The 26,940-nt window shown below is 36.3% G+C and carries 27 protein-coding genes and 1 pseudogene; 25 read left to right on the forward strand and 3 right to left on the reverse strand.

Annotation, left to right across the window (positions count from 1 at the left end):
- Positions 1-81 precede the first annotated feature (81 nt).
- The 4 genes and pseudogenes from recN (at position 82) to V7S50_RS00935 (ending at position 5,236) form a co-directional block, all read left to right on the forward strand.
- Positions 82-1,821 (forward strand): DNA repair protein RecN, encoded by a 1,740-nt coding sequence (recN, locus tag V7S50_RS00920; protein WP_242252181.1) that lies wholly within the window; start codon positions 82-84, stop codon positions 1,819-1,821.
- Between the two features lie 118 nt (positions 1,822-1,939).
- The gene (spoIVB, locus tag V7S50_RS00925; RefSeq protein WP_242252179.1) at positions 1,940-3,238 is read left to right on the forward strand and encodes a SpoIVB peptidase; all 1,299 of its coding nucleotides are present in this window, start codon (positions 1,940-1,942) and stop codon (positions 3,236-3,238) included.
- A 287-nt stretch (positions 3,239-3,525) separates the two neighbouring features.
- Entirely contained in the window at positions 3,526-4,320 is a 795-nt protein-coding gene (gene spo0A, locus V7S50_RS00930) for a sporulation transcription factor Spo0A (RefSeq protein ID WP_033686380.1), read from the forward strand.
- Between the two features lie 355 nt (positions 4,321-4,675).
- Positions 4,676-5,236, forward strand: a pseudogene (locus tag V7S50_RS00935) (PRK06770 family protein).
- A 239-nt stretch (positions 5,237-5,475) separates the two neighbouring features.
- On the opposite strand, the gene V7S50_RS00940 reads toward V7S50_RS00935, so the two are convergent.
- Complete coding sequence (locus V7S50_RS00940; protein ID WP_001247671.1) at positions 5,476-5,622, reverse strand: YycC family protein; 147 nt, start codon at positions 5,620-5,622, stop codon at positions 5,476-5,478.
- A 50-nt stretch (positions 5,623-5,672) separates the two neighbouring features.
- On the opposite strand from V7S50_RS00940, the gene V7S50_RS00945 reads away from it, so the two are divergent.
- Positions 5,673-6,401 carry a glycerophosphodiester phosphodiesterase gene (locus tag V7S50_RS00945; protein ID WP_242252178.1) on the forward strand — a complete coding sequence of 243 codons (729 nt, stop codon included), beginning with the start codon at positions 5,673-5,675 and terminating at the stop codon, positions 6,399-6,401.
- 49 nt (positions 6,402-6,450) lie between these two features.
- Here V7S50_RS00945 and V7S50_RS00950 read toward each other — a convergent pair whose 3' ends face one another.
- A complete protein-coding gene (locus tag V7S50_RS00950) occupies positions 6,451-6,684 on the reverse strand; it encodes a DUF2627 domain-containing protein (protein WP_001190187.1) in 234 nt (77 codons plus the stop codon).
- Positions 6,685-6,820: 136 nt separating this feature from the next.
- On the opposite strand from V7S50_RS00950, the gene V7S50_RS00955 reads away from it, so the two are divergent.
- The 18 genes from V7S50_RS00955 to V7S50_RS01040 all read left to right on the forward strand — a co-directional run bounded on the left by V7S50_RS00955 (position 6,821) and on the right by V7S50_RS01040 (position 24,791).
- Positions 6,821-8,893 carry a sigma-54 interaction domain-containing protein gene (locus V7S50_RS00955; protein WP_242252177.1) on the forward strand — a complete coding sequence of 691 codons (2,073 nt, stop codon included), beginning with the start codon at positions 6,821-6,823 and terminating at the stop codon, positions 8,891-8,893.
- 195 nt (positions 8,894-9,088) lie between these two features.
- Positions 9,089-9,988, forward strand: coding sequence for a phosphate butyryltransferase (yqiS, locus tag V7S50_RS00960; protein WP_242252176.1), 900 nt, complete (start codon positions 9,089-9,091; stop codon positions 9,986-9,988).
- 34 nt (positions 9,989-10,022) lie between these two features.
- Entirely contained in the window at positions 10,023-11,123 is a 1,101-nt protein-coding gene (locus V7S50_RS00965) for a Leu/Phe/Val dehydrogenase (protein WP_242252175.1), read from the forward strand.
- Between the two features lie 87 nt (positions 11,124-11,210).
- Positions 11,211-12,314, forward strand: coding sequence for a butyrate kinase (gene buk, locus V7S50_RS00970; protein ID WP_060632217.1), 1,104 nt, complete (start codon positions 11,211-11,213; stop codon positions 12,312-12,314).
- A gap of 4 nt (positions 12,315-12,318) precedes the next feature.
- Positions 12,319-13,740, forward strand: coding sequence for a dihydrolipoyl dehydrogenase (lpdA, locus tag V7S50_RS00975; protein WP_063223013.1), 1,422 nt, complete (start codon positions 12,319-12,321; stop codon positions 13,738-13,740).
- Positions 13,741-13,767: 27 nt separating this feature from the next.
- Positions 13,768-14,769, forward strand: a complete 1,002-nt coding sequence (gene bfmBAA, locus V7S50_RS00980) for a 3-methyl-2-oxobutanoate dehydrogenase subunit alpha (RefSeq protein ID WP_063223014.1) — start codon at positions 13,768-13,770, stop codon at positions 14,767-14,769.
- A 13-nt stretch (positions 14,770-14,782) separates the two neighbouring features.
- The gene (bfmBAB, locus tag V7S50_RS00985) at positions 14,783-15,766 is read left to right on the forward strand and encodes a 3-methyl-2-oxobutanoate dehydrogenase subunit beta (protein WP_000290070.1); all 984 of its coding nucleotides are present in this window, start codon (positions 14,783-14,785) and stop codon (positions 15,764-15,766) included.
- Between the two features lie 15 nt (positions 15,767-15,781).
- On the forward strand, positions 15,782-17,098 hold the full coding sequence (locus V7S50_RS00990) for a dihydrolipoamide acetyltransferase family protein (RefSeq protein WP_336375967.1): 1,317 nt from the start codon (positions 15,782-15,784) through the stop codon (positions 17,096-17,098).
- A 340-nt stretch (positions 17,099-17,438) separates the two neighbouring features.
- Complete coding sequence (locus V7S50_RS00995; RefSeq protein ID WP_063223015.1) at positions 17,439-18,617, forward strand: FtsW/RodA/SpoVE family cell cycle protein; 1,179 nt, start codon at positions 17,439-17,441, stop codon at positions 18,615-18,617.
- 166 nt (positions 18,618-18,783) lie between these two features.
- On the forward strand, positions 18,784-19,248 hold the full coding sequence (locus V7S50_RS01000; protein ID WP_063223016.1) for an NUDIX hydrolase: 465 nt from the start codon (positions 18,784-18,786) through the stop codon (positions 19,246-19,248).
- 123 nt (positions 19,249-19,371) lie between these two features.
- On the forward strand, positions 19,372-19,779 hold the full coding sequence (locus V7S50_RS01005; RefSeq protein ID WP_242252174.1) for a YjdF family protein: 408 nt from the start codon (positions 19,372-19,374) through the stop codon (positions 19,777-19,779).
- 142 nt (positions 19,780-19,921) lie between these two features.
- Positions 19,922-20,335: a BrxA/BrxB family bacilliredoxin gene (locus tag V7S50_RS01010; RefSeq protein ID WP_001979317.1), complete on the forward strand. Its 414-nt coding sequence runs from the start codon at positions 19,922-19,924 to the stop codon at positions 20,333-20,335.
- 249 nt (positions 20,336-20,584) lie between these two features.
- A complete protein-coding gene (locus V7S50_RS01015) occupies positions 20,585-21,364 on the forward strand; it encodes a transporter substrate-binding domain-containing protein (RefSeq protein ID WP_242252173.1) in 780 nt (259 codons plus the stop codon).
- Between the two features lie 36 nt (positions 21,365-21,400).
- Complete coding sequence (locus tag V7S50_RS01020) at positions 21,401-22,060, forward strand: amino acid ABC transporter permease (protein ID WP_001046917.1); 660 nt, start codon at positions 21,401-21,403, stop codon at positions 22,058-22,060.
- Entirely contained in the window at positions 22,053-22,775 is a 723-nt protein-coding gene (locus V7S50_RS01025; RefSeq protein WP_000590218.1) for an amino acid ABC transporter ATP-binding protein, read from the forward strand. The genes V7S50_RS01020 and V7S50_RS01025 overlap by 8 nt, the downstream gene beginning before the upstream one ends.
- A gap of 100 nt (positions 22,776-22,875) precedes the next feature.
- Positions 22,876-23,844, forward strand: coding sequence for an aromatic acid exporter family protein (locus tag V7S50_RS01030; protein ID WP_063223019.1), 969 nt, complete (start codon positions 22,876-22,878; stop codon positions 23,842-23,844).
- Between the two features lie 16 nt (positions 23,845-23,860).
- The gene (locus V7S50_RS01035) at positions 23,861-24,421 is read left to right on the forward strand and encodes a L,D-transpeptidase (protein ID WP_063223020.1); all 561 of its coding nucleotides are present in this window, start codon (positions 23,861-23,863) and stop codon (positions 24,419-24,421) included.
- A gap of 130 nt (positions 24,422-24,551) precedes the next feature.
- A complete protein-coding gene (locus V7S50_RS01040) occupies positions 24,552-24,791 on the forward strand; it encodes a DUF3894 domain-containing protein (protein WP_029439874.1) in 240 nt (79 codons plus the stop codon).
- Between the two features lie 72 nt (positions 24,792-24,863).
- Here the strand turns inward: V7S50_RS01040 and prli42 are convergent, their stop codons facing one another.
- Positions 24,864-24,956 (reverse strand): stressosome-associated protein Prli42, encoded by a 93-nt coding sequence (gene prli42, locus V7S50_RS01045; protein WP_000549038.1) that lies wholly within the window; start codon positions 24,954-24,956, stop codon positions 24,864-24,866.
- Between the two features lie 188 nt (positions 24,957-25,144).
- Between prli42 and V7S50_RS01050 the strand changes: the two genes are divergently transcribed.
- Complete coding sequence (locus tag V7S50_RS01050; RefSeq protein ID WP_063223021.1) at positions 25,145-25,690, forward strand: GNAT family N-acetyltransferase; 546 nt, start codon at positions 25,145-25,147, stop codon at positions 25,688-25,690.
- A 127-nt stretch (positions 25,691-25,817) separates the two neighbouring features.
- Positions 25,818-26,936 (forward strand): tripeptidase T, encoded by a 1,119-nt coding sequence (locus tag V7S50_RS01055; RefSeq protein WP_063223022.1) that lies wholly within the window; start codon positions 25,818-25,820, stop codon positions 26,934-26,936.
- Positions 26,937-26,940 lie beyond the last annotated feature (4 nt).

Here is a 26,940-nt window from a genome sequence, read left to right on the forward strand (position 1 = left end):
AACATATAGTATGACTATTTGAATAAATAACTGAGAAAAGCCCTTAATAGGGGATTAGTTTATAACGAGGTGAATGGGGCATTGTTATCGGAATTATCGATTAGAAACTTTGCTATTATTGAGGCATTAAATATTTCTTTTCAAAAAGGATTAACGGTTTTAAGTGGTGAAACAGGAGCCGGGAAATCGATTATTATCGATGCGATTAGTTTACTTGTAGGTGGCCGTGGTTCGGCGGAATTTGTTCGATATGGAACAGAAAAAGCTGAGATAGAGGGGCTATTTTATGTAGAAGATGATAAGCATCCATGTATTGAAAAGGCAGAAGAGTTGGATATAGAAATTGAAGACGGCATGATTATTTTGAAGCGTGATATCGCTGCAAACGGAAAGAGTGTATGTCGTGTAAATGGGAAACTGGTTACTCTTAGTGTATTAAAAGAAATTGGAAAAACACTTGTTGATATTCATGGGCAGCATGAAACGCAAGATTTAATGAATGAAGAGCGTCATCTATTTATGCTCGATCATTTTGATGGAGAACGTATCGTTAAACAATTGGATATATATCGAAACGTATACGCTGATTATGAGAAGTTGAAAAAACAGTTAAAATCATTAAGTGAAAATGAACAACAAATGGCACATCGCTTAGATTTAATTCAATTTCAGCATGAAGAAATCCGTAAGGCGGATTTAAAGATGGATGAAGAAAATGACTTAACTGAAGAACGATTGCAAATTTCTAATTTCGAAAAAATTTACAAAGCATTAGGCGATGCATATCGTTCGTTAAGCGCTGATGGACAAGGATTAGACAATGTGCGAAGCGCAATGGGACAAATGGAGAGTATTACACATTTAGATGAAATGTATCAAGAAAATCATGATTCCATTGCAAATAGCTATTACTTATTAGAAGAAGTTGCGTATCAACTGAGAGAAAAGCTCGATATGATGGAATATGATCCGAATCGTTTAGACGAAATTGAAACGCGTTTAAATGAAATTCGTATGCTAAAGAGAAAATATGGAAATACTGTAGAAGAGATTTTAGCGTATGCTGATAAAATTGAACAAGAAATTTTTACGATTGAAAATAAAGACGTTCATATTGAAACGACGAAGAAGCAGTTAAAGGAATTAGAAAGTGTTATTCTGAAAGAAGCAACGTTGTTAAGTAATATGCGTCATGAGCTTGCAGAGCATCTTACAAATGCCATTCATCAGGAATTAAAAGAATTATACATGGAAAAAACAAAATTTGAAGTGAGAATTATGAAGCGAGAAGGAAATGCTGAAGAGCCTCTTGTGGAGGGAGCGCCGGTAAGACTTACGGCGGATGGCTACGATCATGTGGAATTTTATATTTCAACAAATCCAGGTGAGCCGCTAAAACCACTTTCAAAAGTCGCTTCTGGCGGAGAGCTATCTCGTATTATTTTAGCTTTAAAAAGCATTTTTTCTAAGCATCAAGGTGTTGCATCTGTTATTTTTGATGAAGTGGATACGGGTGTAAGTGGTCGGGTCGCACAGGCTATTGCAGAAAAAATTTATCGAGTATCAGTAAACTCGCAAGTACTTTGTATTACGCACTTACCTCAAGTAGCTTCAATGGCGGATTCGCATTTATTTATTCGAAAACAAGTAGCGAATGATCGAACAATTACGTCAGTTACCGTTTTAACTATGGAGGATAAAGTAACAGAAATAGCTCGAATGATTTCGGGTGTGGAAATTACAGATTTAACGACAGAACATGCGAAAGAATTACTTACGCAAGCGCATCGTTTTAAACAGACAGCAGAGGCTATCCAGTAATGGATAGCTTTTTTTCTCAAATGATGATTTCTTAATTCTTCCGGTTATAAATAAAGCACTGCAAGGAGAGATTAAAAAGTGAAGCCAAGAGGCTGAATGTGGGGTAGGAGCGAGGAGAGTGAACAAATTGAAATTAGAAAGATTTCGCAAAATAATAGGTATTTTTCTCCTTGTTTCTTTAGTTTTTATAGGGTGTTTTAAACCGCTTCGGACGTTTATTTCATCCCCAAAGCAACTTGTTGTTTTTGAAGGACAACAATCAGAAATAGCTTCATTACCAGTATTTAAAGCTGCATCAACAGATCGTCATGTGTTTACAGTAAGTTCAAATGAACAAAAACAAGGACTTATGGTAAATTCTCATCAAAATGGTGAAGCAGATATGGTGTTTCAACTTGCTGGTTTTCCAGTGAAAAAAGTAAATGTGAAAGTATTAAAAGATTTCAAAGTTATTCCAGGCGGACAATCAATTGGTGTGAAGTTAAACACAAAAGGGGTACTTGTTGTAGGTCATCATTTAATTCAAACTGAAAAAGGGAAAGTATCTCCTGGTGAAACAGCTGGTGTACAAATTGGAGATATGATTACTGAAATTAATGGTAAAACAATTGAAAGAATGAGTGATGTAGCACCATTTATTCATAATAGTGGTGAAACAGGTGAACCACTTAATCTTGTTTTGTTAAGAGATGGAAAACATATCCGCACTAAGTTAACACCACAAAAAGACAGTGGAGAATCGTCTTATCGTATTGGTTTATATATTCGTGATTCGGCAGCTGGAATCGGAACAATGACATTTGTTCATCCAGATTCTATGAAGTATGGGGCACTTGGTCACGTCATTTCTGATAACGATACGAAAAAGCCGATTCAAGTCGAAAATGGACAAATTATGCGTTCGACAGTTACATCAATTGAAAGAGGTAGTCATGGGAATCCAGGAGAGAAATTAGCGAGATTCTCACCAGATCGTGAAGTGATTGGTAATATTACAATAAATAGTCCATTTGGTATTTTTGGCAAATTGAATACAAATATGACAAATGGCGTAATGGATAAAGCAATGCCTATTGCACTATCTCATCAAGTAAAAGAGGGACCTGCAAAAATATTAACAGTTATTGCTCAAGATAAAGTGGAAGCGTTTGATATTGAAGTTGTTAGTACAGTGCCGCAAAAGTTTCCGGCGACAAAAGGCATGGTAATAAAAGTGACAGACAAACGTTTATTAGCAAAAACGGGTGGTATCGTACAAGGGATGAGCGGAAGCCCAATTGTACAAAACGGGAAAGTAATTGGTGCTGTTACACATGTATTTGTAAATGATCCAACATCCGGGTATGGTGTTCATATTGAATGGATGTTACATGAGGCTGGAATTAACATTTATGATCAAGAAAGAAAAGCGAGCTAATTAATAATTAGCTCGCTTTTCTATTGAAAAATTCGTTGAAATTTTGTAAAAGCTCCGCAAGAGGTGTTTTTTGTTGTAAAATAAAAGAAAAGGGTTGAACGTTTCGTTGTATTTCTATGATGGAATGTGTTGCGAAAGGGAATAAATGAACGATAAACATATTTTTTTGTGATTTTATCGGAAAGTAACAAACTTTAAAAGGGAATTTTCACACAATTGTCGAACAATTCATGTAGCCTAGAAGGATACACATGTCGGAGAATCGATTCGGTAAGGGAGGAAAAGCTGTGGAGAAAATTAAAGTATGTCTTGTGGATGATAATAAAGAATTAGTATCAATGTTAGAGAGTTATGTAGCTGCTCAAGATGATATGGAAGTAATAGGTACTGCTTATAATGGTCAAGAGTGTTTAAATTTATTAAAAGATAAGCAGCCGGATGTACTTGTTTTAGATATTATTATGCCACATTTAGATGGTTTAGCTGTACTAGAGAAAATGCGACATATCGAAAGGTTAAGACAGCCTAGCGTAATTATGTTGACAGCATTTGGACAAGAAGATGTGACGAAAAAAGCAGTTGATTTAGGTGCTTCCTATTTCATATTAAAACCATTTGATATGGAGAATTTAACGAGTCATATTCGTCAAGTAAGCGGTAAGGCAAACGCTACTATTAAACGTCCACTTCCATCTTTCCGTTCAGCAACGACAATAGATGGAAAGCCGAAAAACTTAGATGCGAGCATTACGAGTATCATTCATGAAATTGGTGTGCCTGCTCATATTAAAGGATATATGTACTTAAGGGAAGCAATCTCTATGGTGTATAACGATATAGAATTACTTGGATCTATTACGAAAGTATTGTATCCAGATATCGCGAAAAAATATAATACAACAGCAAGCCGTGTCGAGCGCGCAATCCGTCACGCAATTGAAGTAGCATGGAGTCGTGGGAATATTGATTCTATTTCGTCCTTATTCGGTTATACAGTATCCATGTCAAAAGCAAAACCTACGAACTCTGAGTTTATCGCAATGGTTGCGGATAAGTTGAGACTTGAACATAAGGCTAGCTGAGAGTAAAAGTAGTAAAGGATTTAAGTTTTAGTAAAGTTTAATAATTCTTGAAATTGATACTCTATATCAAATTTAAAACCAAAGAACTTTTTATTTAAAGACCAATGAATTTTAGAATTCGTTGGTTTTTTTATTTTGTTGAGAAAAAGAAGGAGAAGTAATATTGATTTTATCCCGCTATTTGTAGTCGAATTGCCCGTAAAATCCTGATTAAAGTTTCACTTTATCAAAATTGTTTGGGTAAATGAAAAGAGGTTACTTAGTTTCATGGAAAATAAACCCTATTTTTAGTAATATTACATATAAGAGAGTTTTTTATAAGACAATTAAATAGGTATAGATAGGGAGAAGAGGAATGAAAAATAAAATATCAACTTGGCTAGGAATAGTAGCAACTATGGGAGTTCTTGTTGTTGCGGTTACATTTGGAATGTTAGAGCTTGCCGATAATCCAGTAGATAAAGAAGTGAGTGCTCAAATAGATAAAAAAGAAGATCTAACGATAATAGGTAGAGAAGTAGATGGAGTCTTTGTTGATGTGTATGTTACGGAAAATTCTACTGAAAGCGAAGTCATTACAGCGATGCATCACATGACTCATCAAAAAGTAGTGGTGGAACGAAAATCGGGGTCTATCCCAATGATTCAAAATAATGCTGAAAAATAAAAAAATCATAAATAAGAGTAGTTTTGCGAAGAAAAATGAGCTGTTAGTAATTGCTGATAGATGGGCAAAAAAGACTTTAGTAAAATTGTAGAAGATCACAATGTTATCTCGGATGCTCAAGAAGATAACGTTTGTAAAGCCGCTAGAGCGATGGATGCGGTAGAAGAGCAACATTATATTTTAACTACATTCGGGGAGGAAAAAGCGAAAGAATTATACGAATCAGGGGATGCTCCGCATGTTCAATAAAAAATAATATAAAGTGCTTTTAGTTTTTTTGATTATCTTACTTTAGGGGGAATAGGGACTTATAAATAAATACTCTGCTTTCTCAATGATTTGTAACAAAAAAAGAAATATGTAATTCATTATTAGATGATGCAGGACCGGCTAAATCGAATCGTAGCACATCTGTTAAAGGATTTTAGCAGGGAAGTCATCCATGATATAATAGAAAATAATAAAAAGTCCTGGAAAACAGGACTGTATTATTCTTCGTCTTTATTTTGTTTTTCTAATTCAACTAACTTTTGAATTAAAATGTGCTGCGGCATATGCATAAGTTGTTCAAGTGGAACACCTAGTGCTTTTGATAGGCGGACTGCAGTGTCTGGAGAAATTTGTAATGGTCTCATAGAAGTACCTCCTTTTTCGTATAGTATAGCATAAGATTGGGGGAGTGAGGATGACTCTTATATTTGCACATCGTGGTGCAGCAGGAACATACCCAGAAAATACAATGATTTCATTTGAAGCGGCGGAGTCTTTTAGAGCGGATGGAATTGAGCTTGATGTTCAATTAACGAAAGACGGAAAAGTTGTCGTCATTCATGATGAAACGGTGAACCGGACAACAAATGGAAAAGGTGCGGTTCGAAATTATTTATATGAGGATTTATGTAACTTAGATGCGAGTTATAAATTTGGTGATAAAGTAGGGTTTTGTAAAATACCTCTTTTAGAAGAGGTATTAGAATGGATTGAAAAAACACAGTTACTACTTAATATTGAACTTAAAAATAATAAAATTCCATACAGAGGTTTAGAGGAAGAAGTCATAACGCTTGTACGAAAATTTAATCTAGAAGATCGTGTTATATTTTCTTCATTTAATCACTACAGTATGAAAAGGTGTCATATGATGGCACCAGATATTCAAACAGCGATTTTATATCGCGAAGGTTTGCATAGTCCGTGGGCATATGCAAAAAAAATGGGGGCTACAGCAGTGCACCCTAATTATCGTTATCTTCAAGATGCCGTTGCTGAACTAACGATGGAAAGTGATGTAGAGGTTCGGCCCTATACAATTAATGAAGAAACACTTATGCTGAAATATTTTGAGATAAATATATCGGCGATTATTACGGATTATCCTGAAACGGCAAGAACGTTATTGCAAATAAAAAAATGAGACCGCGTGTAACGGTCTCATTTTTTTATTTGTAAATAGTAGGGCTTTCCTATCTTCTAAAGCGAGCTTGTACTTTATTTCGTTTACGATCTCGGTGTAAGACGAAGCCACCAAAAATATAAAACCCGAGCGCGAAGCAGAGAGCGCCGATTAAAAATTGTAACCATAGTATAGAGAGTGGAGGAAATAGAATTCCGAACACAGTATCTCTCATTAACTTAATGCCAAACACAGCTAATGAAATAGGGATGAGTGCTAATAATAGAGCAAGGTAACGCTGCATATAAACGCTCCTTTTCAGATTATTTTGTTTATTTTAATGATGTTATATGAAAAGGGGGTTTGTCAAGAGGGGGCTGAACGAGTAAGATAAGGGTGTGAAAAATTTTGCAGAGATACTTCGAGAGGAAGTGTAATATATGAAACAAAAAGTTTTAATTGTTGGTGCAGGTGAAGGTGGCAGTACACTGCTGAATCTGTTGCAAAGTTCGAATATATTTCAAATTATAGGGATTATTGATATAAATCCGATAGCAAAAGGATTGCAAATGGCTAAGGAATACGGGGTTACAATTGGAGAGAGTGTAACGCCGTTTCTTTCTATGCGCATTGATGTAATGTTTGATATGACAGGTGATGATGAATTACATAAAGAGTTATTAAAGAAAAAGCATAAAGATACTCTTCTTATACCAGGTGATATTGCGAAAATTGTTACGAGATTAGCACATGAGAAGGAAGATTTAATTGGAAAGTTAGAAGAACAGACGCAGCAAGGGGATTTAATTTTAAATTCTACGCATGACGGTATGATTGTGATCGACCGAGAGGGACAAGTTCGCCTATTTAATAAAAGTGCAGAGCGTATTATCGGGTATAAAAAGGAAGATGCGGTGGGGAAATATATTTTAGAAGTTATTCCGACTAGTAAGTTGCTTCGTATTATACGTACGAAACAAATAGAAGTGAATTATGAACTGACGTTGGAAAATGAAAAGAAAATTATTACAACCCGCATTCCGATATTAAAAGAGGGAGGCGAGGTGCAAGGGGCATTTGCGATTTTTAAAGATATAACAGAAGTGGTAGACCTTGCAGAAGAAGTTACGGATTTAAAAGAGATTCAAACGTTACTTGAGGCGATTATCAACTCCTCTGAGGAAGCAATTTCGGTCGTGGATGAAAAAGGAAGAGGGTTAGTAATTAATCCTGCGTATACGAAATTAACAGGTTTAACAGAAGAAGACATTATTGGGAAACCAGCTACAACCGATATTGTAGAAGGTGAAAGTATGCATATGAAAGTACTTCGAACACGTAGGGCGGTACGCGGCATACATATGAAGATTGGGCAGAAAAAGCGAGATGTAATTGTAAACGTAGCGCCAGTTATTGTTGATGGAATATTGAAAGGAAGCGTCGGTGTAATTCGTGACGTATCAGAAATTCAAAAGTTAACAAATGAATTGAATAGAGCAAGGCAAATTATTCGAACGTTAGAAGCGAAATATTCATTTGAGGATATTGTCGGAAATTCAGATGAAACAACGGCTGCTATTGAACAGGCGAAACTTGGGGCGAATACACCAGCAACAGTATTACTACGCGGAGAGTCAGGGACAGGTAAAGAATTATTTGCGCATGCCATCCATAATGGAAGTAATCGAAAATATAATAAGTTCGTTCGTGTAAACTGTGCGGCTATTTCGGAGACGTTGTTAGAAAGTGAATTATTCGGTTATGAGGAAGGTGCATTTTCTGGAGCGAAAAGAGGCGGGAAGCGTGGATTCTTTGAGGAAGCGAATAACGGCAGTATCTTTTTAGATGAAATAGGAGAATTGTCTGCAAACACACAAGCGAAACTCCTTCGCGTGTTGCAAGAAAAAGAGATTGTAAAAGTTGGTGGGACGAAAGCAATCCCGATAAATGTTAGGGTAATTGCGGCGACACATGTGAATTTAGAAAAGGCCATTTTAGAAGGAGAGTTTAGAGAGGATTTATATTATCGGTTAAATAAAATTCCAATTCAAATTCCATCTCTTCGTCAGCGTAAAGGAGATATACCGGCAATCGCAGAAAGATTAATTCAAAAAATAAACCAAGATTATGGCCGAAATATAGAGGGGCTCACTGATTCGGCTATTTCATATTTACAATCATATGAATGGCCAGGGAATGTGAGGGAACTTGAAAATATTTTGGGGAGAGCTATTATCTTTATGAATTATAACGAGACCTATATTGATGTACACCATTTACCGCCATTACATAATGAAGAGCAGGTGGAGTCAAAGCAAACACATTTATTACCTGAGTTAGAAGAAAAGCCACTAGAACATTTAGTAACAGAATTTGAAGGGAATATCATTCATGAATATTTAGAGAGGTTTGGTGGAAATAAAACGCAAACTGCAAGAGCGTTAGGAATTTCGGTTCGAAACTTATATTACAAGCTGGAAAAGTATGAGTGTGCAAAAAATAGCATGCAATAAATTGCGTACCGTGCAATTTATTGCATGGTATACAAAAAGTGACAAAATAAGACAGAATCTTTTGTTATTTTCCAAAGTATTGATTTTACTGCATTTTGAATGCGTTTTCATTATTGGTAAGACCACTTTTAAAAGTTGGCACGGTATTTGCTTTATAAAAAGACGAGGGACGACGGAAAGGGTTGATTACAAAATATGAAGTTAGAACACTTAATTGATCAAGCGGCAGGCCAGCCTAAAAAAACGGTGGCTGTAGCAGTAGCTGAAGATCATGAAGTAATTGAAGCTGTAGCGAAGGCAATTACATTACAGCTAGCTCAATTTCGTCTATATGGAAATCAAGAAAAAATAATGGGGATGCTACAAGAACATGGTTTACAAACTTCAGAACATATTGAAGTGATTGCAGCAGCATCAAGTGCTGAGGCTGCAGAACTTTCTGTTAAAGCTGTAAGAAATGGCGAAGCAGATGTGCTTATGAAGGGGAACATCCCAACAGCAAATATTTTGAAAGCTGTATTAAATAAAGAGTGGGGACTTCGTAAAGGTAGCGTACTTTCACACGTTGCAGCATTTGAAGTTCCAAATTACAATCGTCTGATTTTTGTTACAGATGCAGCGATGAACATTGCACCTGATGTAACACAAAAAGCTGCTATTATACAGAATACTGTAGAAGTTGCCCGGGTAATAGGAATGGATTTGCCAAAGGTAGCGCCAATTGCAGCGGTAGAGGTTGTGAATCCTGCGATGCAAGCAACAATTGATGCAGCGATGTTAACTCAAATGAATCGTCGCGGACAAATTAAAAATTGTGTCGTTGATGGACCACTTGCTTTAGATAATGCAGTATCACAAATTGCAGCAGAACATAAAGGCATAGTAAGTGATGTAGCAGGTAAGGCAGACATTTTACTCGTCCCAACGATTGAAGCTGGAAATGTGCTATACAAATCACTCGTATACTTTGCGGATGCAAAAGTAGGAGCAATGATTGCTGGCGCAAAAGCACCGATTGTTTTAACATCTCGTGCTGATTCAGCAGAAACAAAAGTATATTCATTAGCATTGGCAGTTGCGACTGCTTCAAAATAAACCAAAAAGGGTAAAACATTAGGGGGAAACGACAATGACATTAGAAATCTTCGAATACTTAGAAAAATATGATTATGAGCAAGTAGTATTTTGTCAAGATAAAGAATCTGGTTTAAAAGCAATTATTGCAATTCATGATACAACACTTGGACCAGCTCTTGGTGGAACAAGAATGTGGACATATGATTCTGAAGAAGCGGCGATTGAAGATGCATTGCGTCTTGCAAAAGGGATGACATACAAAAACGCAGCAGCTGGTCTAAACTTAGGTGGTGCGAAAACAGTAATTATCGGTGACCCACGTAAAGATAAGAGCGAAGCGATGTTCCGTGCATTAGGACGCTATATTCAAGGGCTAAACGGACGTTATATTACAGCTGAAGATGTTGGTACAACAGTAGATGATATGGATATTATCCACGAAGAAACTGACTTTGTAACGGGTATTTCACCATCATTCGGTTCTTCTGGTAACCCATCTCCAGTAACTGCATACGGTGTTTACCGTGGTATGAAAGCAGCTGCGAAAGAAGCTTTCGGTACTGATAATTTAGAAGGAAAAGTAATTGCTGTTCAAGGTGTTGGTAACGTAGCATACCACCTATGTAAACATTTACACGCTGAAGGAGCAAAATTAATCGTTACAGATATTAATAAAGAAGCTGTACAACGTGCAGTAGAAGAATTTGGTGCGGCAGCAGTTGAACCAAATGAAATTTACGGTGTTGAATGTGATATTTACGCACCATGTGCATTAGGTGCAACAGTTAATGATGAAACTATTCCACAACTTAAAGCAAAAGTAATCGCAGGTTCTGCAAATAACCAATTAAAAGAAGATCGTCACGGTGACATCATTCATGAAATGGGTATTGTATACGCACCGGACTATGTAATTAATGCAGGTGGCGTAATTAACGTAGCAGATGAATTATATGGATACAATAGAGAACGTGCACTAAAACGTGTTGAGTCTATCTATGACACAATTGCAAAAGTAATCGAAATTTCAAAACGTGATGGCATACCAACTTATGTAGCAGCAGATCGTCTAGCTGAAGAGCGCATTGCAAGCTTGAAAAACTCTCGTAGCACATACTTACGCAACGGTCATGACATTATTAGCCGTCGCTAATCATTCATATATAACTTTTACAAAAGGTGTGGTTACCTCTTATGAGGTTTCCACTTCCTTTTAAATTTATTAGTGGAGGTAGCAACATTGTCTGTAAATCGAATTCTTGTTATTAACCCAGGTAGTACATCCACAAAAATTGGTGTTTTTGATAATGAAAGACCTGTTCTAGAAGAAACGATTCGTCATGACGTAGAACAGATTGGAAAATATAAGCGAATTATTGACCAATATGAGTTTCGTAAAGAAACGATTTTAGAAGTTCTACATTCTCATGGTATTAACATTTCAAAATTAAACGCTGTTTGTGGGCGTGGTGGATTACTTCGTCCAATCGAAGGCGGTACGTATACAGTAAACGATGCGATGTTAGAAGATTTAAAAAATGGGTTTAGTGGTCATCACGCTTCAAACCTAGGAGGCATTTTAGCCTATGAAATTGCTTCTGGATTAAATATTCCTGCATTCATTGTGGACCCTGTCGTTGTAGATGAGATGGAGCCAATTGCTCGTATCAGCGGTATTGCTGGTATGGAACGCAAAAGTATCTTCCATGCATTAAATCAAAAAGCGGTTGCTCGTAAAGTAGCTGATCAATTAAATCACAAATACGAGGATTTAAATTTATTAGTTACACATATGGGCGGAGGTATTACGGTTGGTGCTCATAAAAAAGGAAAAGTTATCGATGTAAATAATGGCTTAAACGGAGAAGGACCATTTAGCCCAGAGCGTGCTGGTACAGTACCAGTAGGACAGCTAGTTGAAATGTGTTTCTCTGGTGAGTATTACCGAGACGAAATGGTGAAACAGCTTGTCGGACAAGGTGGACTTGTAAGTCTAATCGGTACAAATGATGCGATTAAAGTAGAACAAATGGTTGAAAAAGGTGATCCTGAAGCAACTCTTATTTATAAAGCAATGGCATATCAAGTTGCGAAAGAAATTGGCGGAGCAAGTGCTGTGCTTCACGGGAAAATCGATGCAATCGTATTAACTGGTGGACTTGCGTACAGTAAAATTCTTGTTGATGAAATAAAAGAACGAGTGGACTGGATTGCAGATGTTATCGTACATCCAGGGGAAGATGAGTTAGAAGCGTTAGCAGAAGGGGCACTTCGTGTATTACGTGAAGAAGAAGCGCCGAAAGAGTATGTTGTAAGAGAAAAACAAACAGTAGCTAGGGGTTGAGATAATGGCAAGAGAATATGATTTAGTCATCGTTGGCGGTGGTACAGGTGGATATGTTGCTGCTATTCGCGCATCACAACTAGGATTAAAAACAGCACTTGTTGAAAAAGAAAATCTTGGTGGTACTTGTTTACACAAAGGATGTATTCCTAGTAAAGCTCTTTTACGTAGTGCAGAAGTATACGCAACTGCTAAAAAAGGAGAAGAGTTCGGAGTTATTGCAAGTAATGTAGAACTAAACTTTGCTAAAGTACAAGAGCGCAAAGAAAAGATTGTAACGCAGCTTCATAAAGGCGTTCAGCATTTAATGAAACAAGGTAAAATTGATGTGTTTGAAGGTATTGGCCGTATTCTTGGCCCATCTATTTTCTCTCCAATGCCAGGTACAATTTCAGTTGAACTTGCAAGTGGAGAAGAAAATGAAATGTTAATTCCAAAAAATGTACTTGTTGCAACAGGTTCTCGTCCAAATTCATTACCAGGTTTAGAGTTAGACGGAGAGTACGTAATGTCTTCCGATCACGCTCTAAAAATGGAAACGCTTCCTAGTTCGATTATTATCGTTGGTGGCGGTGTAATCGGTATTGAGTGGGCGTCTATGCTTGCTGACTTCGGTGTAGAAGTTACAGTGTTAGAGTATGCGAAAACGATATTACCACTAGAGGATCAGGACGTTTCAAAAGAAATGCAACGTCTATTCAAGAAAAAAGGTATTAAAGTGGTAACTGGTGCAAAAGTATTACCAGAAACATTGGTAAAAGATAATGGAGTAACAATTCAAGCTGAACATAACGGTGAGAATAAAGAATTTAAAGCAGAAAAAATGCTTGTATCTGTAGGAAGACAAGCTAATACGCAAAACATTGGTTTAGAGAATACAGATATCGTTGTGGAAAAAGGATACATTCAAACAAATGAGTTTTATCAAACGAAAGAATCTCATATTTACGCAATTGGAGATGTAATCGGTGGCTTACAGCTTGCTCACGTTGCTTCTCATGAAGGAATTGTTGCAGTAGAACATATTGCTGGTAAAGAAGTTACACCAATCGATTATTCTATGGTATCAAAATGCGTATATAGCAGTCCAGAAGTTGCTTCTGTTGGTTTAACAGAACAAGAAGCGAAAGAAAAAGGCTATAAGTTAAAAGTAGGTAAGTTCTCATTCCGTGCAATCGGAAAAGCACTTGTATACGGAGAATCTGATGGATTTGTAAAACTTGTAGTTGATGAAGAAACAAATGACATTCTTGGTGTTCATATGATTGGACCACATGTAACAGATATGATTTCTGAAGCTGGTCTTGCAAGAGTACTTGATGCAACACCTTGGGAAGTAGCACATACAATTCATCCGCATCCATCATTATCTGAGGCGATTGGTGAAGCAGCATTAGCTGTAGATGGAAAAGCGTTACACGCATAAAAATGTGGATTTAGGAGGTTATGAAAAATGGCAGAAGTAAAAGAAAAGCGCCATGAAGAGCTTGGCTTAAGTGATGAGCAAGTATTAGAAATGTTCCGTACGATGTTACTTGCACGTAAAATTGACGAACGTATGTGGTTATTAAACCGTGCTGGTAAAATTCCATTCGTAATTTCTTGTCAAGGACAAGAGGCTGCACAAGTTGGGGCAGCGTTCGCTCTTGATAGAGAAAAAGATTATGCATTACCATACTACCGTGATATGGGTGTTGTACTAGCGTTTGGTATGACAGCTAAAGAACTTATGTTGTCTGCTTTCGCGAAAGCTGGAGATCCAAACTCTGGTGGTCGTCAAATGCCTGGTCACTTCGGTCAAAAGAAAAATCGTATTGTTACAGGTTCATCTCCAGTAACAACGCAAGTACCACATGCAGTTGGTATTGCACTAGCTGGAAAAATGGAGAAGAAAGATTTAGTAACGTTTGTTACATTCGGAGAAGGTTCTTCAAACCAAGGTGACTTCCATGAAGGGGCAAACTTTGCTGGTGTACACAAACTTCCTGTTATTTTCATGTGTGAAAATAATAAATATGCAATCTCTATTCCAGTTGAAAAACAATTAGCATGTAAAAACGTAGCAGATCGTGCAATTGGTTACGGTATGCCTGGATATACAATAGACGGAAACGATCCGCTTGCAGTGTATAAAGCTGTAAAAGAAGCGGCAGATCGCGGTCGTCGTGGTGAAGGCCCGACTTTAATTGAAACAGTATCATATCGTTTAACAGCACATTCTAGTGACGACGATGATCGTGTTTATCGTGATAAAGAAGAAGTAGAAGAAGCGAAGAAAAAAGATTCAATTATAACATTTGCAGCTTATTTAAAAGAAGCTGGTGTGTTAACTGAGGAATCTGAAAAACAAATGTTAGACGAAATTATGCATATCGTAAATGAAGCAACAGAATATGCAGAAAATGCTCCGTATGCAGCACCTGAAGATGCATTGAAGCACGTATACGCAGAATAGGGGGGAACGTTTCATGGCTGTAATGTCTTATATTGATGCTATTACATTAGCAATGCGCGAAGAAATGGAACGCGATGAGAAAGTATTCGTTTTAGGAGAAGATGTTGGTAAAAAAGGTGGCGTGTTTAAAGCGACACACGGTTTGTATGATCAATTTGGTGAAGATCGTGCGCTTGATGCACCGCTTGCAGAATCTGCAATCGCTGGAGTAGCAATTGGTGCTGCAATGTATGGTATGCGTCCAATCGCTGAAATGCAGTTTGCTGATTTTATCATGCCAGCAGTAAACCAAATTGTTTCTGAGGCAGCAAAAATTCGTTATCGTTCTAACAACGATTGGACTTGTCCAGTTACAATTCGTGCACCATTTGGCGGAGGCGTTCACGGTGCATTGTATCATTCACAATCTGTAGAAGCGATGTTTGCAAACCAACCAGGTTTAAAAATTGTTATCCCTTCTACACCATATGATGCAAAAGGCTTACTAAAAGCTGCCATTCGTGATGAAGATCCAGTATTATTCTTTGAACATAAACGTGCATATCGCTTAATTAAAGGTGAAGTACCAGAAGATGACTACGTATTACCAATCGGAAAAGCAGATGTAAAACGCGAAGGTGATGATATTACTGTTATCACATACGGATTATGTGTTCATTTTGCTCTTCAAGCAGCTGAAAAGTTAGCACAGGACGGCATCTCTGCACACATTCTTGATTTACGTACTGTATATCCATTAGATAAAGAAGCAATCATTGAAGCTGCTTCTAAAACAGGTAAAGTTCTTCTTGTAACAGAAGACAATAAAGAAGGAAGTATTATAAGTGAAGTGGCAGCAATTATTGCTGAAAACTGTCTGTTTGATTTAGATGCGCCAATCGCACGTCTTGCAGGTCCAGACGTTCCAGCAATGCCATATGCACCAACAATGGAAAAATTCTTTATGGTAAATCCAGATAAAGTTGAAAAAGCAATGCGTGAACTTGCGGAATTTTAATCGGGGGGACTATACATGGCTGTAGAAAATATTACAATGCCTCAGCTCGGGGAGAGCGTTACAGAGGGTACAATTAGTAAATGGCTCGTTAATGTTGGCGATCACGTAAATAAGTATGATCCGCTTGCAGAAGTAATGACTGATAAAGTAAATGCTGAAGTACCATCTTCTTTCACTGGTATTGTGAAAGAGTTAATCGCTGGTGAAGGTGATACGTTAGCTGTAGGTGAAGTAGTTTGTGTGATTCAAGTAGAAGGCGCAGATGAAGTAGCAGCAACAGCTGTTGAGGAAAAAACGAAAGAAGAACCAAAGGCAGAAGTAGCTACGTCTGAAAAAGCACCGAAAGCAAAACAACCAACTGATGGAAAACCACGTTTTTCACCAGCTGTGTTAAAACTTGCGGGTGAGCATAATGTGGATTTAGATTTAGTAGAAGGTACGGGAGCAAATGGCCGTATCACTCGTAAAGATATTTTAAAGCTAGTGGAATCTGGAAATATTCCGCAAGCAGGTGCAAAGAAAGAGGAAGCGGTAGCAGCAGTAGTAGAAGCGCGTCCAGAAGCACCAAAAGCAGCGCCGGTAGCACAAAAAGTAGAAGCTGCAAAACCAGTTTCTGTACCGACAATGCCTGGCGATATCGAAATTCCAGTAACAGGTGTGCGTAAAGCAATTGCAGCGAACATGTTACGTAGTAAACACGAAGCGCCACATGCTTGGATGATGATTGAAGTAGATGTGACAAACCTTGTGTCATACCGTAATTCAATTAAAGGTGATTTCAAGAAGCGTGAAGGCTTTAACTTAACGTTCTTTGCTTTCTTCGTAAAAGCAGTGGCACAAGCGTTAAAAGAATATCCTCAAATTAATTCAATGTGGGCTGGCGATAAAATCGTTCAGAAGAAAGATATTAACCTTTCTATCGCTGTTGCAACAGAGGATGAACTATTTGTACCAGTAATTAAACACGCGGACGAGAAGACGATTAAAGGTATCGCTCGTGAAATTACAGAACTTGCAGGAAAAGTACGTACGAAATCGTTAAAAGCAGACGAAATGCAAGGCGGAACATTTACAATTAATAACACTGGATCATTCGGTTCTGTTCAATCTATGGGTATTATTAATTACCCACAAGCGGCTATTTTACAAGTTGAATCAATTGTAAAACGTCCAGTAATTATGGATAATGGTATGTTCGGTGCTCGCGATATGGTTAACTTATGTTTATCACTTGATCACCGTGTATTAGATGGCTTAATTTGTGGTAAATTCTTAGGACGTGTAAAAGAAATTTTAGAAAATACGTCAGAAAATAATACATCTGTATATTAATAAAAAGCTCGCTTATGCGAGCTTTTTATCATCTCATTTCTTCATTTGCATCCTACTATATGTACAACACTTTTCCCGGTAATCTTACAATGAACGAGAATGTATTAGGAATTTACGAAAATACATTGCTGATATATGGTATATAGATATAAAATAAGGAAAGAATAATTTTTTTGGCAAATCTTACTGATGAAACTGTAGTATAATATATTGTATTGTATGAAAAAGAGAGTTATTCTATATAAGTGTTTTATAGATAATGTGTAATCAGTCGTCAAAACATGAAGAATGTTGACTCCTGGTTTTTTATTTTGCCGTAACAATGTTTCAGGAGGATGTCATGAAAAGAAGTACCGAGTTTCTAAAAAGTTTAGATGTAAAATTAATTTTAATTTTGTTTGCACTATGTGTTACGAGTATAGCTGCTATATATAGCAGTCAGCAAACCGGACAGTATGGAGATGCAAACTTTGCTATGAAACAAGGTGTTAACTACATAATTGGGGTTGTATTGTTACTTCTTGTTGCAAGCATAGACTTAGATCAATTACAAAAATTGTCTTGGCCACTTTATATTGCTGGATTTGGCTCACTTATTCTTTTGAAAATATTACCGGTTTCCACTTTCACACCTGAAAAATTAGGTGCAAAAAGGTGGTTTGTTTTTCCAGTAGCTGGACAAATTCAGCCGTCTGAGTTTTTCAAAATTTCATTGCTTCTCATAGTAGCAAGTATAGCAGTGAAACATAATGCACAGTATATGGCAAGGACATTCCAAACGGATTTGAAATTAGTAGGTAAAATTATGCTAGTGTCACTTCCACCTATGGCTGTTGTATATAGCCAACCAGATACAGGTATGGTGTTCTTATATGCTGCTGCTATTGCATGTATTTTATTTATGTCAGGTATTCAGAAAAAATTGATAGCGTTATGTACAGTTATTCCGGTGACCATATTATCTGCGTTAATATTCATTTACGTAAGATATGAGGATTTCTTCTTTAACAATTTAGTTACTTTACTAAAACCTCACCAACAATCACGTATTTTAGGTTGGTTAGATCCATTTGAACATACAGATCAAGGTTATCAAACACAGCAATCGATTTTAGCTGTAGGTAGTGGAGGAATGGAAGGTAAAGGGTTTGGTGAAGGAAGCGTCTATATCCCAGAGAAGCATACGGACTTTATTTTCGCTACTATTGCCGAAGAAGGTGGATTTATCGTAGCAGCGCTAGTTGTCTTCTTGTTCCTATTACTACTATATCGAACAATTATTATCGGTTATTCTGCTGATAATTTATTTGGTACATTATTATGTGCTGGATCTATCGGTATATTGACAGTTCAAATATTCCAAAACATCGGTATGATTGTTGGACTAATGCCTGTAAAAGGGATTGCATTACCTTTCTTATCATACGGGGGAAGTTCCTTATTCTCAAATATGATTATGATGGGTCTTATATTATCGGTACGAAAAACGTATAAAAAGTATATGTTTTCTGTTAAGTAAAAAAGCTGGTTCGTGTAAAAACGAACCAGCTTTTTTACATATATGTTAGCTACAGTAGATGAAGCACATAAAATAAATATTTTGTTAAAAAAATGAAAAATATACGCATTTTGTCGTTTCATACATATGATACAATAGTGTGGACAACGAACAAGGAGGCGATACGATGGGATATGTAGAAGAATTACGAAAAATAGTTGGTCATCGCCCTTTAATTTTAGTTGGTGCTGTTGTACTCGTTATAAATGAAAGTGGATATGTTTTATTACAGCAACGGACAGAGCCGTACGGAAAATGGGGGCTGCCTGGCGGGCTCATGGAGCTTGGTGAATCACCAGAAGAAACAGCTTACCGCGAAGTATATGAAGAGACAGGAATAGAAGTAAAGAACCTACGATTAATCAATGTATTTTCTGGAGCGAACTATTTTACAAAATTAGCAAACGGTGATGAATTTCAATCTGTAACGACTGCTTATTATACGGATGAATACGAAGGGGATTTTGTTATGAATAAAGAAGAAGCAGTTCAGCTTAAATTTTTCCAAGTAACAGAACTACCTGAATATATTGTAGGATCTCATAAAAAAATGATTGGTGAATATATGAAGATTATGGAAAAAAAGATATAATAATAGTGAAAGAAATACAAAAACACAGTTCTGGTTGGTAGTCCAGACGCATGATTTCATGTCAGTAACCTTCCCCCTCCGGGATGTCCCGTATTTCTAATTTTTTTAAAGGAGGGGCTGTCAATGGATTTGACAGTATATCACGATGGACAATTTTTTGTAGGAATTATTACATGTAAAGAAAAAGGGAAATTGTATGGAGCGAGGTATATTTTTGGAACGGAACCTTCAGACGAAGAAGTGCTTATATTTGTGAACGGTTCAATGTTAGCGTATTTTCAGCACTTTGCAAAATGTGGTGTGGAAGTGAAAGAAAAACAGCGTCCCAAAAATATAAAGCGGATCATACGACAAGCAGCAAAAGAAGTAAATGTAAACCGTTTTACTAAGGCGCAAGAGGCAATTAGCTTATCTTATGAACTGCATAAACAAGAAAAGAAAGTGCAATCTAAAGAGGAGCGAGAAGCTGAAAAACAAAGAATGCGTTTAATCAAAGTACAAAAAGCAAAGCAAAAACATCGTGGTCATTAAAAAAAGGTGTTAGAGTCCTGCTCTGACACCTTTTCTATACCTAAATACAAGTAAACTTACTTGTATTTCATAAACATTAACTGGTAAGATACAAATAGATAGTTTTAGAGGAGGGAAAAGATTGATTAATTTTAACTTTTTTATGAATGATGTTGTCCGCCAAGCGCGTGAAGAGATTGTCTCTGCTGGATATACAGAATTAACGACGCCGGAAGCAGTAGAAGAAGCGTTTAAAAGAAATGGAACAACACTTGTAATGGTAAACTCTGTATGTGGTTGTGCAGGTGGCATCGCTCGTCCTGCTGCTGCGCATTCCGTACATTATGATAAACGTCCTAACCATCTTGTAACGGTGTTTGCAGGTCAAGATAAAGAAGCAACAGCAAGAGCTCGTGAATATTTCGAAGGGTATCCACCTTCTTCTCCATCATTTGCGTTATTAAAAGATGGAAAAATTGTAACGATGGTAGAGCGTCATGAAATTGAAGGTCATGAACCAATGCAAGTCATTGCAAAACTACAATCTTATTTCGAAGAGAATTGCGAAGAACTATAAATAATTGAAAAGGCGCTATGCTCACAATTAAGTGGGGGTAGCGCCTTTTTTATTTATTATTCAAAACGATAGGATATATATTAGTTGGTTAATTTATGCATTGTTTTATGCATAATAAACATTGGTTTAAATGATTTTTTATTTATTTTTATTTTATATATTGCATAAAAATTAAAGTGCTGATACAATACAAACATCGAATAAATATTCTATTAAACTTTTAAATATACATTATTAGGGGGAAGAAAGATGAAGAAGTTAGTATCAATATCGTTTGCACTTATTTTAATTGTAAGTATGTTCAGTGCTTGTAGTAATGGGGAAGAAAAGGCTACGGGAAAAAATAAAAAAGTACTGGTTATGGGGACTTCAGCAGATTATAAACCATATGAATACGTGGAAGCTTCAAAAAGTGATGAAATTATCGGCTTTGATGTTGATGTTGCTAAATATATCGGAAAAGAACTTGGTTATGAAGTGAAAGTGAAAGATATGGATTTTGGTGGTTTATTAGCATCTCTTAGCTCAGGAAAAGTTGATTTCGTAATGGCAGGAATGACACCAACTGCAGAGCGTAAAAATAATGTTGATTTCACAGATATTTATTTTGTTGCAAAAAACATGGTCGTTTCTAAAAAGGATTCTAACATTAAATCTGTAGAGGATTTAAAAGGGAAAAAAGTAGGGGTACAAACAGGATCTATTCAAGAAGAGAAAGCAGCAGAATTTAAAAAACAAGTAGATTTCAAAGTTGAGGGACGTGACCGTATACCAGAAATCGTACAAGAAATTAAAGCAGGTCGTTTTGATGCTGCAATTATAGAAGACACAGTTGCTAAAAATTATTTAGAGAAAATGAAAGATTTACAAGGAATTGAAATTAAAGAAGCGCCAGAAGAAGTAGGAGCAGCAATTGCCCTTCCGAAAAATAGTGATAAAACAGCTGAATTTAATAAAGTAATTAAAAAAATGCAAGAAAATGGAGAAATGGATAAATTAGTGAAGAAATGGTTTGGCAGCGAAAAATAAGCTGCTTTTCACTTTTCTGTGAGGGGAATGAAAAGAATGAACTTAGATTTTTCGGCGATTACGCCTTCGATACCGTATATATTAAAAGGTCTAGAAGTTACTTTGAAAATTGTAGCAGTGTCAGCTTTAGCAGGATTTATTTTAGGAACGTTATTAGCGCTTTGTAAAATTGCTAGAATACGAGCATTAAATATAGCGGCAGATCTTTATACATCAATTTTCCGTGGTACACCACTTGTATTGCAATTAATGATTATTTATTTCGGTGTACCGCAAATAATTGGTTATGAAATACCGGCCTTTTTAGCGGCTGTACTAGCATTTAGTTTGAATTCAGGTGCATACATGTCAGAAGTAATCCGTGCCGGCATTCAAGCAGTTGATAAAGGACAAACAGAAGCAGCAATGGCTTTAGGGATTCCTTACGGGAAAATGATGCGAAATATCATTTTTCCTCAAGCATTAAAAAATATATTACCAGCGCTTGTGAACGAGTTTGCGACACTTACGAAAGAATCGGCTGTAGTAACAGTAATAGGAGCAACGGATTTAATGCGCCGTGCTTACATTGTAGGCGGTGAGACGTTTAAATATCTGGAACCATTACTTTTTGTTGGACTCATTTATTATATGCTAGTCATTATTCTTACATTAGTCGGGAAGGCAATTGAAGGGAGAATGAAGAAAAGTGATTAAAATTGAAAACCTTCATAAATCATTTGGAAAAAACGAAGTATTAAAAGGAATTACAACAACGATTGAAAAAGGGGAAGTTGTAGCAATTATTGGACCGTCTGGATCAGGGAAATCAACATTTTTACGTTGTATGAATGTGTTAGAAGCACCGACAAATGGTCACATTTGGATTGGAACGGAAGAAGTAACGAATCCGAAAACGAATATTATGCACGTTCGTGAAAATGTCGGAATGGTATTTCAACATTTCCACCTATTTCCTCATATGACTGTATTAGAAAATATTACGTATGCTCCTATCAATGTAAAAGGAGTAACGAAACAAGAAGCAGAAAAGAAAGCCGAAAAACTTTTAGAAAAGGTCGGTTTATTAGATAAAAAAGATACGTATCCGAATCGTCTTTCGGGAGGACAAAAGCAACGTGTAGCAATTGCGAGAGCGTTAGCGATGGAACCAGAAGTAATGTTATTTGATGAACCGACATCAGCACTAGATCCAGAAATGGTAAAAGAAGTGTTAGAAGTTATGAAATCATTAGTTACGACAGGAATGACAATGGCGATTGTTACACATGAAATGGGATTTGCAAAAGAAGTAGCAGATCGTGTTCTCTTTTTAGATGGTGGAAAACTTGTAGAAGATAGTGCGCCAGCAGAATTCTTTGCAGCACCGAAAAGCGAGCGTGCGCAACAATTTTTACAAAAAATATTGTAATATGTAAAGGTTACGTGAATAATAAGTAGAAAAGGATGACATTGTGTCATCCTTTTTTTATACTAACTGTAAATAAGTTTATACATATAGGAGCAATGCTATGTTCAAAATTGGATACCGTACAGTAAAAACAGCAATAGGGACAGGCGCAGCAGTTTTTATTGCTCAGTTATTAGGGTTAGAATTTTATAGTTCAGCGGGTATTTTAGTTATATTATGTGTACAAAATACGAAACGTAAATCACTTCAAGTGTCGTTACATCGTTTTTTAGCTTGTGTACTATCAATGGTATTCGCGTTTTGTATATTTGAAACAATTGGTTATACACCACTTGCAATTAGTGTATTATTACTTACATTTATTCCGACTGCAGTTATGCTTAAAATTCAAGAAGGTATTGTCACGAGTTCAGTTATTGTTATGCACCTGTATTCATTGAAACAAATTACATGGCTTATTGTTGGGAACGAAATTGCGATATTAACGATAGGGATTAGCGTGGCTTTATTAGTGAATATGTATATGCCAAGTAGTGAAAATAAACTAAAAGAGTATCAGGATAAAATAGAAAGTAATTTTAAAACAATTTTGTTTGAAATGGTTGTGTATTTACGAAACAGGGAAAGTAGCTGGAGCGGGGCAGAACTTATTGAAACTGAAAATATGTTAAATGAAGCAAGGGATTTATCGTTTAAGAAACTTGAGAATGCATTTATGCGAGAAGATAGTTATTACTACCGCTATTTTAATATGCGTATGCAACAATTCGAAATTTTAGAGCGAATGATACCATTAGCTGCTTCTTTATCATGGACATATGAACAAGCTGACATGATTGCGGATGTGGTTGAAAACATTGGAAATGCCATTAGCCCGGAGAGTACTGGGGTTATTTCCTTAAGACAGCTTCAAGAAATGCGAGAGTTATTTAGAGACATGCCATTACCAGTTACACGTGAAGAATTTGAGATACGTGCGAAACTTGTTCAACTTGTGTATGAAATGGAGCAATATTTACTCATTAAAAGCCGCTTTAAGGGAAAGGATAATATAAAAGAACTTATATAGAAGGTAGGAATTGTTTATGCCGTATCTTCTCTCTTTCATATTATGCCTTTCTTTATCGCCTATTTGGCCTCTTGGTGATAATCCACGTGCCGGAGATCCTTTCATTATTGTGAATAAAGCGACGAATAAATTAGCTTATATTGACGATGGGAAAATTCAGAAGGTTTTTCCAGTAGCGACAGGGAAAACAAACGAATTAACTCCAGAGGGAACTTTTGATATTGTAATGAAAGCGAAGGACCCATATTATATTGCGAAAAATATTCCAGGTGGATCACCAAAAAATCCACTTGGATCTAGGTGGATGGGATTTAATGCCAGAGGAACTGATGGGAGTAAATATGGAATACATGGTACAAACCAACCTAGTTCAATTGGAAAGTATATTTCACAAGGGTGTATAAGAATGAAGAAAAACGATGTGGAATATTTATTTGATCGCATTCCAATTGGAACGAAAGTATGGATTGTAAAATCGAAAAAATCATTTCAGCAATTGGCAAAAGAAAAAGGAGCCATTGCATATGAAAAAGCCAACGAAAAGGTTGGCTTTTTCTATTGTAATAAGTTGTCTTGACATGTGTACATAACCATGCGTTAATGAGAGTATAGAAAGGTAAAGTGAAACTTTAATCAGTGGGAGGTTATTACCCGCTCATTATTAGCCCAAACCAATCGGAGTAAAATTAGATAAAGGGGTTGCTCATATGTACTTGAATCCAAAACTTTCGTATATGCAGTTTTTTATGGGATTTCTATTTGTTATTACATTCATATTGGCAACTTTTAATATATGTTCTTATCTTGTAGCGATTGTATGTATGGCATTACTCAATCTTACTTTTGTTATTGGGGCATTTCAGCAGAAACAATATACAAGTTTTGTAATAGCGCTTGTAATGTCATTTTCCTTTAGTATTGTAGCGATTGTGCTTTATACAAAATAAACCATCTCGATTTCGAGATGGTTTATTTTTATTGTGTGTAAAAGTAAAAAAAGGACGAACACATCGTCCTTTTTACCAAAACATACTTGCGCCAGCAAGTAATGTTGTTACAAGCATAGAAATTAGCATTACATAAATCATAACTTTTTGAGCTTTTTTATGCATCGTTATACCTCCTTGCAAATCAGTACAATATCATTGTAACGAGAAATGATATTGTGGACAAGGGGAGAGAAATGACAAAATTCGAGAAGTGCGTGTAAAGTATAACAGGAAATTTGTATGTAGGTAGAGAATATATAAAATGATGGAGTATAAGTTTTTTGTTATGCAAGCTGAAGAATGGAGATACAATGATGAAAATATACGAAACAAATCGTTTGCATTTAAGAGAAATTGATGAGTCGTATGCTGAAAAAGTTCTTCAATATTACGACAGAAATCGTGAATTTTTAAAAGCTTGGGAAGAGTATAGACCGGATGATTTTTTTACGTTAGATTATCAAAAGAAAAAGTTACAAAAGGATAGAAGAGAGTTCGCAGAAGGTAAAATCATTAGGCTTTGGATTTTTAAAAAGGGTGATGATACGAAAATAATTGGGTGTATTTCATTTAATTTAATTGTTCGTGGAATTTATCAATCTTGTGTACTCAGTTATAAATTAGATAAAGCAGAGTTAAACAAAGGTTATACGACAGAAGCGCTTAGAAAAGCTATTCAAGTTGCTTTTGAAGAATTTCAATTACATCGTATAGAAGCACCTATTATGCCGCGAAACTTAGCATCTATACAAGTAGTGACGAAGATAGGCTTTCAATATGAGGGCGTGTCTAGAAAGATGTTAATGGTTAATGGAGTGTGGGAAGATCATATGCGCTGGGTATTGTTAAATGAGTAATAGAAAGCAGATGGTTATCTAGACATATAAACCGTCTGTTTTTTGTCTTGTATTTCGAAACTTTTGCGAAATTCTGTTATAATTAATGGTGTTACATACATAATGGTAGTGCAGGAGGCGCAGTCTTATGATTAATCAAGAACGTTTAGTAAATGAATTCATGGAATTAGTACAAGTAGATTCTGAAACGAAATTTGAAGCAGAAATTTGCAAAGTATTAACAAAGAAATTTACAGATTTAGGTGTAGAAGTATTTGAAGATGACACAATGGCTGTTACTGGGCATGGTGCAGGTAACTTAATTTGTACATTACCAGCAACAAAAGATGGTGTTGATACAATTTACTTTACTTCTCATATGGATACAGTAGTTCCTGGTAATGGAATTAAGCCTTCTATTAAAGATGGATATATCGTATCAGATGGTACTACGATTTTAGGTGCGGATGATAAAGCCGGATTAGCATCAATGTTCGAAGCAATCCGTGTTTTAAAAGAAAAAAATATCCCTCATGGTACAATTGAATTTATTATTACAGTTGGAGAAGAATCTGGTCTTGTTGGTGCAAAAGCATTAGATCGTGAGCGCATTACAGCGAAATACGGTTATGCATTAGATAGCGATGGAAAAGTTGGTGAAATCGTTGTTGCAGCTCCAACACAAGCGAAAGTGAATGCAATTATTCGCGGAAAAACAGCTCACGCTGGTGTAGCACCAGAAAAAGGTGTATCTGCAATTACTATCGCAGCGAAAGCAATTGCGAAGATGCCACTTGGTCGTATTGATTCTGAAACAACTGCAAATATTGGACGTTTTGAAGGTGGTACACAAACGAATATCGTTTGCGATCATGTACAAATCTTTGCAGAAGCGCGTTCTTTAATCAATGAAAAAATGGAAGTACAAGTTGCGAAAATGAAAGAAGCATTTGAAACAACTGCAAAAGAAATGGGCGGTCAAGCAGACGTTGAAGTAAACGTTATGTATCCAGGATTTAAATTTGCTGATGGAGATCACGTTGTAGAGGTTGCAAAACGTGCAGCTGAAACAATTGGTCGTACACCTTCTCTTCACCAAAGTGGTGGCGGAAGTGATGCAAATGTAATTGCAGGACACGGTATTCCAACAGTTAACTTAGCGGTTGGTTATGAAGAAATTCATACAACAAACGAAAAGATTCCTGTTGAAGAATTAGCGAAAACAGCAGAATTAGTTGTTGCAATTATTGAAGAAGTAGCGAAGTAATGTA

This window comes from Bacillus sp. CCNWLW194, from assembly GCF_037120585.1.
GTDB lineage: Bacteria > Bacillota > Bacilli > Bacillales > Bacillaceae_G > Bacillus_A > Bacillus_A basilensis.